This window comes from Mucilaginibacter sp. FW306-07-L (genome assembly GCF_058782065.1).
The window spans coordinates 877549-890862 of sequence record NZ_JBYSXI010000003.1; the positions used below are offsets into that span (position 1 = coordinate 877549).

The following is a 13314-nucleotide window of genomic DNA, read 5'->3' on the forward strand; positions in this document are numbered from 1 at the left end:
ATAAGGCCGCCTCTCAAGAGACGGCCTTATTAGCTTAATTGGTACGGTAGCCCAATGTTTTGCCAACCGCATTAGCATCATTTTCAGCGTAAGTATGCATGTTCGGATCGTAACCATCTGCGAAGGATGCACTACAGATCCTGGTAGCGCTTAAACAACTACCTCCCGGCGCGCCTTGTACCCAGGTGTTGCTGGACTCTTTAGTCGCGGAGGTCGCCGTTCTGCGCCACACCGACGCGAACTTTTTGGTTTCGGGGGTTTTAAATGCAAAGGCAGTTGAAATGCCCATCAGAACGGCCAGTAAAGCCAGGTTGATTTTAACTCTTTTCATGGTTTTGAACGCTTTGTTAGATCAAAAAGCATCCGGAAAAACTTTAATTACTTAAAATAACGTTGCCTACTCTATTGAACGGTTTTCAGCACCCCCCGGACATTTTCTCCAACCTGGTCGAAGAACCTGCAGACTGATTATTCATCGCTTGCCGGTCATCCTCCTTTCCCTGTTGGTCGCCCATATTCCTGATAAACTTAACAGCAAAAAAAAGAGATTGAAAAAGAAATGAGCCGTCCAGCCCATCGACTTGAGTACCCCGCCGCAGGAGCATGGAGCCTCACCCAGAAAGCCGGATAAGACCAGTGCGATATACCCGGTAAACATACCCATCAGGATCAGGGCGCACCAGAAGCCGATCAGTCGCGACCGTTTAAAATAAAGCAGTACTACGGTTCCTAGTTCTACCGGTGGCAGGGTCCAGATCAGCAGGGCAGCCATCCAATAAGGAACAGCCTGATTGTGCATCGCCTCTTTAAATGTTTCGAAGGATATCAATTTACTGATCGCCGTATGGATGAACAGAATGATCAGCAGGCATGTTGAGGCCCCGGCTAACGATTTTAAATATTTTGGGTGGAAAGTCCCTGGTAGCTGCAAAATCATGAGGTAATTGTTTAACCTCTAATTTCGGTGCCCGGGCAATACTCAAACAGTTCATAAACGGTTAGTACCAATCCTGCACTTATTATTGTCCGAACGCTAACCACTGCCCGGAGAATGTAGATCAAGCCCGTTATCTACCCACTTTACGCTGTGATATCAGGAATTAAATCAATCCCCGTTACCCCCCCCCCTTAATTGTAGGTCAGGATCGCGACTGTCCGATCAACTGATCAATAATCGTGGCGATATCTTTTTTGATTCGCAGATAATTGGCATTCAGCATTTCTTCCGAGACCGTCCTGACTGCCGGAATCTCCTGATAAGCATCCTCCTCCGCTTTGATAACCTGGTGGTCATTGATGATGGCATTGTGAAAAACTTTTAGATCGATCCTGTCATCCGGGTCATCGGCAACCGTACCCACAAATTCACCGGAAGACAGGGCCGCTATTTTGGAGGCCGGTACTGCAAAATCAAGCTGGGTCGATTTATTGACCGAGGTGTCCTGGCTGTTTACCGTGATGCTTTGCCGCTCCTGAACGATCTTGCCGATGCGTTCGCTTAATTGTTTAGCGGTATTGCCGGTAACCTGACCCGAGATCACGTTCCCTACGATATTCATGATCACTTCCGCCTGTTCAGGTCCATAATCTTTTTTGAGCTGGCTATAGTCCTGGACCGCCAAAGTTGTGGCAACCTTGTTTGACCTCGCTGTGGCGATGAGGTTATCGATCCCATTAAAATAAATGGTAGGAAACTCATCAAAGATCAGACTACATTTTAACTGGTTCTTCCGGTTGACCAGCTTATTGATCCGGTTAACGTATAGCGAAAGTACAGCCCCGAAGATCTGGGACTTTTGCGGATTATTGGCCAGGCAGACAATCTTAGGTGCCCCGGGATCATTAATGTCGAGTGAAAAGTCACTGGAGGAAAGCACGTAGTAAAGTGTTGGTGAAACCAACCGGGCCATGCTGATCTTAGCACTGGCGATCTGTCCTTCCAACTGATCGGTCGCTTCATTTTCCCAGGCCGAAATAAAGGGATTGATCAATACTTCGATCTCCGGCTCTGTTTTAAGTAAGGCGAACAGGTATTTATAATCTACCTGTGCAAGTTCAATGGTATGCGGCAACGTGCAGAATTTTCCGCCTTCATATTTCCGGAGAAACCATATCAGTGCCGTAACAAAATTGATGGGAGATTCGACAAAAAAGTCACCGGTTTTTTTGATCCACTCCCGGTTCAGGCCGAGCATGATCGTTCTGGCTGCATCCATGGCATCCGTAATATCAATCATGGTTTCCGGTTCAAGGGGATTATTACGGTGCATTACTTTTTCTAAGTTAATGACATATTGTCCCGGCTTCACTTTATACCGGTGCGAGAATTTACGCAGGGTATTGTAGGCGATCTTAGACAGGTCATCATATTTAAAATCATAGATCAGCATGGCGAAACCCTTGCGAATATGTTGGGTAATGATGTGACGGATCACAAAGTAAGACTTGCCTGCACCGGGTGTGCCCAGCACCAGTGTACCCCGGAAAGGATTGATAATATTGATCCAGCTCTTTCTCACCTTATCTTTATAGTGATATTCTGCCGGCAGGTTAATGGAATACTCATTTTCCAGCAAACGCTCTTCCTGCGGAAAGGATTCATTTAATCGGTTAAAGATGTCTTTTGACAGATCGATCCGGAGCCGCCTGAAAAACAGGGATCCGGATCGAATGATCATCAGAAACCCCGTTGTCGTCATTGCCATATAGATCACCTGAGCGGTGACCGATCGCTGCATGTTGAAATAGAGACAACCACTCCCCAAAAAGGTGATCAAACCGGTGATGCCGAAAGCAGCAATCTCCCTCCAGCTGATCTTTTCCTCCTTTCTACCCTTGCTGCCTAACAGGGAAATAAGCAGCAACAACAAAATGCTGCCCTTTATATACGTCATCGTACTGAAAATCTTGAAACGCGAGATGGGCAGGACAACTTTGTTGACCAGCCTATGGGTGAGGTGCCATTCACTAAAGGCATCGTAACAGCATAAATAAAAGTGAATGATCAGGATCGCGATGCTTAACAGTCTGGTAAAATCAATGACCTTTCTTAGGGCCTGTTCGTTTTCTCCGGTTTGCATAATGCTGCGTTTAAATATGTTTACGTTTCCGTTTTTTCTTTCTTTGAATCAGCAGTTCAGCAGGAACATTGTCCTGGTTTTCCTGCGCCAACAGGACCTCCAGGACGGACTGTCCCTGCTTTTGAAAAGTGTTGTGCGGCTCAGTTACGCCCATGGGCCGGGTACCTGATAAAGCCTTGTTTTCTTTATCGCTGCCCTTAGATCCCAGTGCGGCAGACAGGTTGGCCGCACTGTAGGTTTTTCCGATATCACTCCCATTGAACACCACCCTTAGCCGGTGGTCTATAAAGCTTAGCCCGTACAACTTTCCGTCCTGGTTTACCCGCCTGACTAGGTCGATATCATTTTTGCGCAGGTTATTTTCGAGGTCTCTGAAACCAATGCTTTTCCTGATCGCCAGGTCAATCCGGGCACGAAGGTTGTCCCGGAGCGGCTTTCTCAAGACCTCGTTTAATTGAAAATACCTGAACAATGTGTTCATGGTCGGTTTACCATAGATGCTGCTGGCTTTAATCGGGACGCCAAGCTTCGTTCCGCTCTGGTCGGTGATGTAGTACCGTAATCCATTTTTAGCATACATCACAGAGGCCGGGTTACCCCGGTCCGCAAGGACATTGAACCGGGTCAATACCGCATTAAACTCTGCCAGGCTGGTGAATTTATAAGTACGGCTAACTTCATTGACCAGGTTGGAAATAGCCCGTTTCGTGTCGGTCTTTCCATAAACGACCGGAGCCGGTTTGATCCTTTGCTGATCTTCATTTTTTTGACCTTCGGCCTTTACGAGTCCGTAGCGTTCTTCGATCGATCTCCTGGCCTGTTCGGACTGGTATTTACCCAGGTTATGCATGCTGATCCGAAGACCGTCCCGGTCAATATTGGTAGCGACGATATGCACATGCGGATGACCAGCATCGGTATGTTTATATACTAAAAATGGCTGCCTGCCAAAACCTATCCCGTCCATGTAATCCCTGGTAATTTCTGCTAACCGCTCATCGTCAAGGCATTCGGTAGCATCAAAATTCAAAGACGTGTGAAAGGTATTGGTTCTGACCCTTTGGTTCCCTGCAGCAAGATTTGTAAGTCGGGACAACTTGTCGGTATAGGTCAGATCCTGCGCATCTTTTTGAAATCCCGGTGCGGCGATCAAAAAAGCAAGCCCCTTACTTACTTTATGCTCATTGTAATTCAAAGCGCCTTTCAGGCTCTTTCCGCTTCTGATCTTCGCAACCATAGGTCAGCATATTGGTTCATCTTCTCTTTGATCTGCCATATGGAAGGTTCCAGCTTTCCACTGATTACACTTAATAAGCCCATCCACAACCGGTTATCGGCATAGCCGTGTGCGCTGTTAATATTCCGAACGGCCTGGTTCAGGTTATTGCCGATGCTGTTTAATTCCCTTCTTAGCATCGTCAGTTCCTCCAGTACGTCGTCCATTGACCTGTCCCTGGTCACGATGGTCACCGGTTCGCCTAATAACATCGCTCTTCCGAATTCACTTAAGCTTTGAAATGTGGTTTTTTTATACTGCTTTTCCATGGCCTGCAATTCACTTGGCTTGAACCTTACCTTCAGCCATACCGACCTGTTTTCCTTTGTTAAGTCCATTGTTTTCCATTTTGATCAAACCGACTCCGGAGCGTCTGATGCCATACCCCGGCCGACTGCGGAGGAAAGGGCAAGATTCGTTTGTGGTACAAACGTACATCTTGCTAACTGCAAAAAGACAGCAGTTTAATTCCTTTTCGATTGCCATGACATCCTTTGCGATTTGAATTATTGAACTTCATTTTCCCTCAAAAAATTCTGTAATGCCTGAATCGTAATATCTTTCTGTGACATATCATGCTGCACTCCGTAAGCCTTTATACTTCTTTTAAGCCCTTTCGGAATCCAGTTGTTGAAACGCGCCTCTTCCTCCTCCGAAGGCGCTGTCAATGCCTTTACAGGTTGCACCTGCTGTATCGGCGTTTGCGGCGTTTCGTTTTTAATCTTGCTGGCCAGGTTGTCCAGCTTTTTTTTATAATCATCCATGGCGGTTAAGCTTTATCTGCATTTGAATAATGCTACAAGTGCAGCAATGAACATTTGAATATTTATCTCAATGAATAATTGAACAGAACTACATTTATAACTTTAGACAAATGCACATTTGAACAAATCTTCATTTGTACCATTACAGGTTTATTCCAATGAACATTTATTCAAATGTTCCTAACACATTTATACACTGATCAGGTCAACGATCTCTTCGGCAAGAAAGGTAACTTCCCGGATGGCCTTTTGATCCGTACCTTTCAGGATACCGGAAGTCATGGATGACCTCGCCAGACTCACCCGGTCATATATCCGTGCATTCAATAAAGGAGTACCCAGTGAGCTAATTAATTCGACCACCTCCGCTGTAATCCCAGACCTGGGCTTTAACATATTGAGGACTATGCCCGCCTTTAGATTTTGATTTTGTGCCTGGGCGAATTTGATCAGGGCAAGGGTCGACTTGATGGCCATTACATCAAAAAAGCCTGCCTTTGTCGGTACCAGTATATAATCCGAATAGCCGAACAATTCGTTTAAGCGGTTGGATAGGTAGGGCGGCGTGTCGACGATGATCAGTTCGTAATCCAGGTTAGGGATTTCCGCTATCACGTCCGGGGATAAAATATCCAGTTCCGGAAAATCTTCTTTCAAATGATAGATACTACCCTGCAGATCGGAATCGATCAGGGCAACCCTTACCTGATCTTGAAAGCATAAAGCCAGGTTTAGGGCCAGTGTGCTTTTACCTACGCCACCTTTTTGGTGTGCTAATGTGATTATCTTTGCCATGACATTTTTTTTAGCTGCAACCGAATAATTGTTCAAATGCAGAAATGAATAATTGTTAACCAAATCTCCATATCCGGGCAGGAAAATCACTCCGATATTGTCCGAGTCGGAGCGTCAAAAAATCAAAGCATCCAAAGTCAGCAATGTATCATACAGCGAGCATCTAAAGTAGCGCAAGCGATAACGGAATGTAGCGGACCGTAGAGGTAAAACAGTCGAATCAAAAGGTATCAGTATACTTACCAATCCCGAAACGTTTGCTTTTGACCGCTTCAATCAGCACTTTATTGATGTCCTCCATATTCAATAAATGATCTCTCCGACCGTTGTAACCGCTAAGGTTTCGTTCTCTGAGTGTGTACAAAGTATTATCTGAAAGCTTGAGCAGTTTTTTTACCGGGTTAGCTTTAGTCCATTTTTTCAGGTTTCTCAATGGCCTGTCTGAGCAGGCCCCTGATTTGGTTCATTAATTTCCCCCGAACTATAGTTGGTCTTCTTTCGTGATGACCTTTGATGCCATAACGGTGTGTTTAAATGTTTAACATGACCAAATTTGCTACAAATGGCAGTCATATTTATTCGAGTTTATCCGAGTCGGACACCAGCTTTTATTAAACTGACTCAACTCATTTTCTCAAATCAATGGCTGGGGTAATGAAAAAGAGGTGTTGTTATTCCGGGATAAGCGCTCAATGGTTCCAGAAGAATGAACGGGATAGCTTATCTTAGGTTCTTTTTATTGAAATCAGCTGAAATGAACTGATGCTAAAGTTTAGATTTCGAATGCTTAATGCATCACAGTTACTTTATAATATACCCAGCGTGATACTAAGATCCCTTTAGACGTTCTGTATAAATTTTAGGCAAGCACCCTGCAACCCTGCCCTTATACGCATGTGCATTGAATAAGTGAGGGCATTGGCTTATTGAAACTTTTTGTTCGACGCGTTATTAATAAAATCGTGATTGCTTATCAAATGAAATATTTGAGCAGAGGGTACATCGCTCGAGCCGGCTGGCGTTAAAGAAATCAGGTAGGTAAGAACCAAATGCCCTGTTGCGTTTCTGATTCTTTTAAGAGCCTTGTTAATTTGATTTTCTACGGTAGACTCAGAAAGATTTAAGCAAGCAGCGATTTCCTTATTTGATTTTAGTTCTTCTCTACTAAGTTTAAATACCTGTTTACATCTTTCAGGAAGGTTTTCTATTTCTGAATTTACGATATCTAACAAGTACCTGAAATATAATCTATCTTCTATGGATTGCGCATTATCCTGCCTCGATTCGTGAAACAATATAATATTATGTTCATCCTTTATCGTTTTTTTAATATGTTGGATAGTAAGGTAGCGACATGACGTATACAGGTATGCAGATAGAGAACTGATCGCTACAAGCCTCTCCCTGTTATTCCATAAACTCAGGAATAAGTTATGCAATATATCCTCAGCCACCGTTAAATCACCAACTTTCGAAGTAGTATGTTTTAGAAGTGGCGGATAAAATATCTCATAAACCTGGGCAAAGGATTTTTGATCTCCAGACGATATCTTAATTAGTAAATCGGTATAATCACGATCTTCATCCTGTTTCATCAGACCAGAGTTGTAATATTCAAGCAAGTTAAAGAAAAATTGCACTTCTTTTTAATAAAATAACATTAAAAGCACCCTAAAAATTACAATAGTTATAATCAACCAATAACTTGTACCTGTCACCGACCTTAAAAAGGCGTTTCGGTGATTTTTTAACACAAATTTTAAATTAATTTAAAATTGGCATGGGTGCTACCCTTGTTTTTGATCACTTATATGTAAATATCGATTATAACTCCCAATAAAAGGGGAATTACGTAACATGGCCATAACTAATAAAATCAGAGAGCTCATTTCCAAATATATTCTGTTAAAGGAAACAGATAATGAAAGAAAGGAACTTTATACCTGGTACAATAACTTAAAAACCGGCAAGGAAATAACTTCTTCGGAAATCAGAAATTCTTTCCTGAAAAGTAAGAAAAGGTTATTTAATGAAATACAACCGATACAAAAAAGGTTCAGATATAAAATGATCCTGTGGCAATCGGCTGCTGCTATATTAATTGTCTCTATCTCCGGTTATCTGTATTACAATCATTTCAAACGAGATGCCGATCAGCTTTTGAAAAATTCGGAAATTGACGCAATTATGCCACAACCGCAAAAAGTAATATTAAGCTTTTCAAACGGTAAAATAATTAACCCAGACACGATGGTCCCTCTTAGGCCGGTAGTGGTTGGTAAAAATCTCATGGTTAGAAAAAATGACTCCGGCACCATCATATTTGACGCCGCTGGCAAAAATGACGAGATGAAAATTTTCGGCACTTTAAAAACATTAAAAGCTTCGCAACAAACAGTGATATTATCGGATGGTACTAAAGTTTATCTCAATGCTAATTCACAGTTAACATTTCCCGGAAAATTTGCCAATGCCGACAGAGAAGTGAAGTTACAGGGTGAAGGTTATTTTGAAGTGATAAAAACGCTGCGTCACACCAAATTTTACGTTAGGACGGATGAAGAGACTGTTAAAGTTTTGGGTACTAAATTTAATATAAAAATAGCTGAAAACAAGTTTGTAAAGACCAGTCTGATTGAAGGCTCTGTAAGCATTACTCCGAAAGATGAATCTTTTCATCCTGTTGTTATCAAACCTAATCAGCAGGCGATTTTGCAAAGCAGCGGCATACAGGTGTCAAAAACGGATGCCGTAAAAGCTGTGGGCTGGAAAGAAGGTTTCTTTGTTTTTAACGGAGATAATACGGCAGAGATGCTCATAGAAATCGCGAAATGGTATGATTTAGAATTAGATACACAAAATATTGATCACCTGAAAGAACATACCGGTAGAATCCCGTCAACTGTAAGCCTGGGTCAGTTGGTGGATTTACTCAACTATACTGGAATTAACGTAAAGGTTTATAAAAAAGAAAATGGAAAACTTAAACTGACTATCCTATGATATAACTCTACGAATGCCGATTAATCCCCCAATAAAATTCTTAGAAAATAACCGAGCTGTGTGACAGCACAACCCGGTTTGATTGCCTAGATGACTTCATTTATTCACTGTAAACGCATTGCCCCTAAAACGCAACAAAACTAATGATTTTAAATTCACATCACTTCCTTGACTGGAGGCGAAAAATAATATTTATTGTAACTTTTTTATGGCATAATACGAAACTTCCATTCTCGGGATTTTTCACAATTTTTAAAATATCAGATTCTGGTTTGTCAAAACTCAGAATCGCGTTATTAACTATAACTATATCTTTCTGTGCAAACCAAGTTTGTTCTGCACAAAATATAACGCTAAAGAAAGAAAACGCGTCGCTTCAAAGTATTCTGAAAGCGATAGAAAAGCAAACGCCATATGAGTTTTTTAGCGACAAAAATGAAGTAGAACCTATTCGATTAAGTGTCGATTTTAAAGTTACCCCTTTAAAAGAAGTTTTAGAGTTTATACTGATTAAACAAGGTTTTCAGTATAAATTCTTTGATAAGACTATCGCCGTTAAAAAAATTTCCGGTGAAGCGCTTAATGAAAATCAAAATGACCAAACAGGAAATTCTGTCCCGGTTGATACACCCGCTGTAAGAGGACAGGTTGTGGACGAGAATGACCTGCCCTTAAAAAATATTGTTGTTCAATCATCGCAAACGGCAACACGAACCATAACTAACAAGAATGGTGAATTTAAACTTTCCGGGTTAAGTAAAACGGGCATACTTAGCTTTTCCGGAGAGGGTTTTTTAAACCAAACCGCTGAATATGCCGACTCTTCACTAGTGCGCGTTAGATTAAAAAAAGGCAGGGAACGCGTCCTGGAGTTATCAGAAGTGGTAGTTAATTCTACAAGTAATCCTAAATCTACCCCAAACCGGTTTATTGACCTGGACAACAGGGGTTATATGAATCTTTCTCAAATATTGCAAGGCACCGTTCCCGGCCTTACATTGCAAACAGCAACTGTAACCAGTAAGGAAGTGGTCAGTTTAGATGTCTATGTGAAATATTTAAACGGACAAAATTACATGACTTTTGTCCGGATGTCCGTGGATGAGTTCTTAAACTATAAAGGCCAGGCTGCAGGCCAGCAAATTATAGATGTGCTTTTAAGCGGACGAAACGTACCCCAAAATTTCCGGAATCTATATCATCTTAATACCATCACCAAAAGCACCAGTGTGCTGGTTCCACAGGTTAGAGGTTCAAACAGTTTTGCCGGATCGACAGCGGGGATGCTCGTGGTGATAGACGGTTTCCCCCAGGATGGGTTTCCAGCGAACTACCCCATGTCTAACGTGGAATCAGTAGAAGTCATAAAAGACCCCAGGGAGCTGGTTAAATGGGGGGTAAAAGCCAATAATGGATTAATTCTCATTAAAACGAAAGCTGCAAGAAAGGGCCAGATCCAGATCAATTACAGTGCAAATTTTTACTATGAAAAAGCCCCCAAATTTGACAGGAAAAAAATGCGGCTGACTAATACATCTGATTATTTGGATTATGTAAAAGATCTGGATTCCATATTCACACCAAATTACACCAATCAATCATTTTATTACACGCCCGCACAACGGTTGTTCGCGCAACAACGACTCGGCATGCTGTCAGCTGGTTCTTATAACAAGAGCCTGGATTCTTTAAGAGGCCTGAATAATGATGCACAATTAAATTCGCTGCAACAAGACCGGTTCAGTCAGAACCACACTCTGAACATAAATGGAGGCAGTAAGATCTATAAGTTCAGTTTGCTAACCAATTACCTGTACGACCAACCTCATGATTTAGGGAGTTATAACAAAACCCTTACACTAAATTTGAATAACTCATTTAACCTTTTTCATAATAATCTAAAAATTAATTGGCTTATTAATTATACCAATGGTTTTAGCAGAAGAGGATATAGCTTCCAGCCTAACTCCTTTACTGAACCATACCAATTAATTTCCGACCACCAGGGCAATTATGTTTACGATTACAGTGGTAACTCCTCTCCTTACACAAATGCGTTAATGGAGGCAAACGGCTATCGTAATCAGGGAATTAACGTATTGGAAGATGCCAGAAGTAATAGGATACTGGAAAGACTGGTACAAAAAAGAACCAATTTTAACATCAACTGGAACATTCTCCCCAACCTGACCTTTGGTGCTTCTTTATATTATGACGGCTCTACAAACTCGTCAAACAACATTTACGGTAAACAATCCAGTTACACCAGGCAGCTGGTAAACACGTATGGCGAGTACACACCTGGTGGCGTAAATTTTTACGCGCCATGGGGGGATGTTTTGCAGTTTGGCAGGAGAAACAATGACCTGTGGAACGTGCGCTCAGGACTTAGCTATTCCAAATCATTTGGCAAGCATCATTTTGACGTTTCAGTTGGCGCGGGCGGATCAAGCACAAGCAGTGTAAGACCTAACAGCACGAACATCTACGGTTATGATCCTCAAACCGGAACCAGTGCGCCCATATTTCTTCCAACACCAGATCCTTACGCGGCAATCACCAACTATAATTACCTGCTATCTAATAACCTGTCTCCGAGTGCCTATCCATATCAGCTGACAAGACCCAATGGCGGAGACACATCCCGTAACAGGAATTTAAATGCGAATGCTGTTGTCGCTTACAACTATGGTAAAAGGATAACGCTATCAGGTACATTTAACAAGGTCTTATCACCTGTTTATGGTCAGGCTAATTCCTATGCTACCTTATCAACTTCCAGCTTTACTGCAGACGGCTTGATATTTAAACGTTTAAGCAGATTTTTGGGTAATGTGCATATTTCTACCGGGGTAGACCAGTTCAAATTGCCGGATTTACCGGAAAGCTATGCTAACGTGCGGTATCAGCAGCCTGTCTGGAACAATTATGCGATATGGGTTAACGGCTTGCAACCTACGCAACAAAAAGGACAGTCCTCAATCAACTGGTATCAAAAGCTCACATTTAACCTGTTGGATAGTCTTTTAACAGTTAACGTAGCCTACAACACGTTAACTAAAAGTGGTAACCTGAACACCTCCAGTACGGACCCATCTTCGTTAGGCACGGGATCTTCCGATAACAGTGTGCTCCATTACCTAAGTGCAGGTATTAACGGCGCATTCAGGCGCGGATTGCTTAGATTTCAGGCTGCTTATGCCAAATCACCGGAAGGCACAACAACGTTTAACGGAGGATTGAATTACGATATCGGGCACGAGAAATATTTTCATGCCACTTGGATCAGTGCGTTCGACATTGGAGTAAAGATGGAAAATATCAGTCCTTATCAGGGGTTGGGAATTATTATGAGTACCAATGTTGGCAGTAATGGCTCTTTTAGCCAAGCCGTCAACAGTAACTATTCATTATTGCCTCCAAATAACACCAACTTAGAAGCTTATACCCGGATAGCTATTAAAGACGACGTATACAGTCTTGATCTCCGGTATTATGACCATAAAACTGCCGGCTTAAATAATTTTACACCTACGCTAACTGATCCTACCACCGGCATCAATGCTAAAACTACCTACAGCACAATTACTAACAAAGGTGTTGAGCTTTATTTTAGGGTGAGGGCTATAAAAACAGACAGCTGGGAATATGGGATCACGTTAAACGGAGCCTACAATTTAAATATTGTAAAAGATGTGCCTGACCCTGTATTTTATGGTTCTACAGATTACACCACCATGTACCGTAGCGGCTATGATGTGTCCAGCATCTTTAGTGTAAAATCGGCTGGTTTAAACCACAACGGCGATCCTCAGATCTATGATAAACAAGGTAAGGCCACTGCAATATTAGACAGTGCAATGATCGTCAGTGCATTACAATACAGCGGCAAAACAAGAGCACCGTGGACAGGTGGATTTATACATGATATCAGGTATAAGAATTTCTTCGCAAGGGCATCCATCGTTTTCAATCTCGGCCATGTAATGCGCACCTACATACCATACCCATCTAATATCGTAAATGAAACAAGTGGTCTGATAAAAGACAGGTGGCGCAAGCCCGGTGACGAACAATTCACCAATGTTCCCAGGATAGACAATGATAACAACAGTAATGCTACTTATCGGGCGTTCGTTACCCAGAATGGTACTAACAGCATCACTACTGCTGATAACATCAGATTGCAGGAGGTGATGATAGGATGTTCGCTTAACCCGGGATTTATAAGAAAGATCGGCGTAAAATCCTGCACGCTTACGCTTACCGGCCAAAACATTGCTTCGTGGAGCAGAAATCCTTACCACATAGATCCGGTGACGGTTGATGCGGCAGGGCGTATAGGACTGCCTATCCCCACACAATATTCGTTTAACATAAATGCCAGTTTTTAAAT

At 42.3% G+C, this 13314-nt stretch carries 11 protein-coding genes; 2 read left to right on the forward strand and 9 right to left on the reverse strand.

The window, feature by feature from the left end; translation table 11 throughout:
- Positions 1-34: 34 nt before the first annotated feature.
- The 9 genes from AC3WJC_RS19100 to AC3WJC_RS19140 all read right to left on the reverse strand — a co-directional run bounded on the left by AC3WJC_RS19100 (position 35) and on the right by AC3WJC_RS19140 (position 7510).
- Entirely contained in the window at positions 35-331 is a 297-nt protein-coding gene (locus AC3WJC_RS19100) for a DUF6520 family protein (protein WP_492400718.1), read from the reverse strand.
- A 141-nt stretch (positions 332-472) separates the two neighbouring features.
- The gene (locus AC3WJC_RS19105; RefSeq protein WP_492400719.1) at positions 473-937 is read right to left on the reverse strand and encodes a MauE/DoxX family redox-associated membrane protein; all 465 of its coding nucleotides are present in this window, start codon (positions 935-937) and stop codon (positions 473-475) included.
- A 202-nt stretch (positions 938-1139) separates the two neighbouring features.
- The gene (gene mobC, locus AC3WJC_RS19110) at positions 1140-3080 is read right to left on the reverse strand and encodes a conjugal transfer protein MobC (RefSeq protein WP_492400720.1); all 1941 of its coding nucleotides are present in this window, start codon (positions 3078-3080) and stop codon (positions 1140-1142) included.
- 10 nt (positions 3081-3090) lie between these two features.
- Positions 3091-4317, reverse strand: a complete 1227-nt coding sequence (locus tag AC3WJC_RS19115; protein ID WP_492400721.1) for a relaxase/mobilization nuclease domain-containing protein — start codon at positions 4315-4317, stop codon at positions 3091-3093.
- Positions 4284-4694 (reverse strand): plasmid mobilization protein, encoded by a 411-nt coding sequence (locus tag AC3WJC_RS19120; RefSeq protein WP_492400722.1) that lies wholly within the window; start codon positions 4692-4694, stop codon positions 4284-4286. The genes AC3WJC_RS19115 and AC3WJC_RS19120 overlap by 34 nt, the downstream gene beginning before the upstream one ends.
- A gap of 168 nt (positions 4695-4862) precedes the next feature.
- Complete coding sequence (locus AC3WJC_RS19125; RefSeq protein ID WP_492400723.1) at positions 4863-5120, reverse strand: hypothetical protein; 258 nt, start codon at positions 5118-5120, stop codon at positions 4863-4865.
- 189 nt (positions 5121-5309) lie between these two features.
- Positions 5310-5915: an AAA family ATPase gene (locus AC3WJC_RS19130; RefSeq protein WP_492400724.1), complete on the reverse strand. Its 606-nt coding sequence runs from the start codon at positions 5913-5915 to the stop codon at positions 5310-5312.
- A 220-nt stretch (positions 5916-6135) separates the two neighbouring features.
- Entirely contained in the window at positions 6136-6348 is a 213-nt protein-coding gene (locus AC3WJC_RS19135; RefSeq protein WP_492400725.1) for a hypothetical protein, read from the reverse strand.
- A gap of 490 nt (positions 6349-6838) precedes the next feature.
- A complete protein-coding gene (locus tag AC3WJC_RS19140) occupies positions 6839-7510 on the reverse strand; it encodes an RNA polymerase sigma-70 factor (protein ID WP_492400726.1) in 672 nt (223 codons plus the stop codon).
- A 262-nt stretch (positions 7511-7772) separates the two neighbouring features.
- Between AC3WJC_RS19140 and AC3WJC_RS19145 the strand changes: the two genes are divergently transcribed.
- The gene (locus AC3WJC_RS19145) at positions 7773-8918 is read left to right on the forward strand and encodes a FecR family protein (RefSeq protein WP_492400727.1); all 1146 of its coding nucleotides are present in this window, start codon (positions 7773-7775) and stop codon (positions 8916-8918) included.
- Between the two features lie 272 nt (positions 8919-9190).
- Positions 9191-13312, forward strand: a complete 4122-nt coding sequence (locus AC3WJC_RS19150) for a SusC/RagA family TonB-linked outer membrane protein (RefSeq protein ID WP_492400728.1) — start codon at positions 9191-9193, stop codon at positions 13310-13312.
- The last annotated feature ends 2 nt before the right edge of the window (positions 13313-13314 follow it).

Bases quoted from the DNA above. Each gene is read 5' to 3' on its own strand.
- AC3WJC_RS19100 (WP_492400718.1), bottom strand. From the start codon at position 331: ATGAAAAGAGTTAAAATCAACCTGGCTTTACTGGCCGTTCTGATGGGC.
- AC3WJC_RS19105 (WP_492400719.1), bottom strand. From the start codon at position 937: ATGATTTTGCAGCTACCAGGGACTTTCCACCCAAAATATTTAAAATCG.
- mobC (WP_492400720.1), bottom strand. From the start codon at position 3,080: ATGCAAACCGGAGAAAACGAACAGGCCCTAAGAAAGGTCATTGATTTT.
- AC3WJC_RS19115 (WP_492400721.1), bottom strand. From the start codon at position 4,317: ATGGTTGCGAAGATCAGAAGCGGAAAGAGCCTGAAAGGCGCTTTGAAT.
- AC3WJC_RS19120 (WP_492400722.1), bottom strand. From the start codon at position 4,694: ATGGACTTAACAAAGGAAAACAGGTCGGTATGGCTGAAGGTAAGGTTC.
- AC3WJC_RS19125 (WP_492400723.1), bottom strand. From the start codon at position 5,120: ATGGATGATTATAAAAAAAAGCTGGACAACCTGGCCAGCAAGATTAAA.
- AC3WJC_RS19130 (WP_492400724.1), bottom strand. From the start codon at position 5,915: ATGGCAAAGATAATCACATTAGCACACCAAAAAGGTGGCGTAGGTAAA.
- AC3WJC_RS19140 (WP_492400726.1), bottom strand. From the start codon at position 7,510: ATGAAACAGGATGAAGATCGTGATTATACCGATTTACTAATTAAGATA.
- AC3WJC_RS19145 (WP_492400727.1), top strand. From the start codon at position 7,773: ATGGCCATAACTAATAAAATCAGAGAGCTCATTTCCAAATATATTCTG.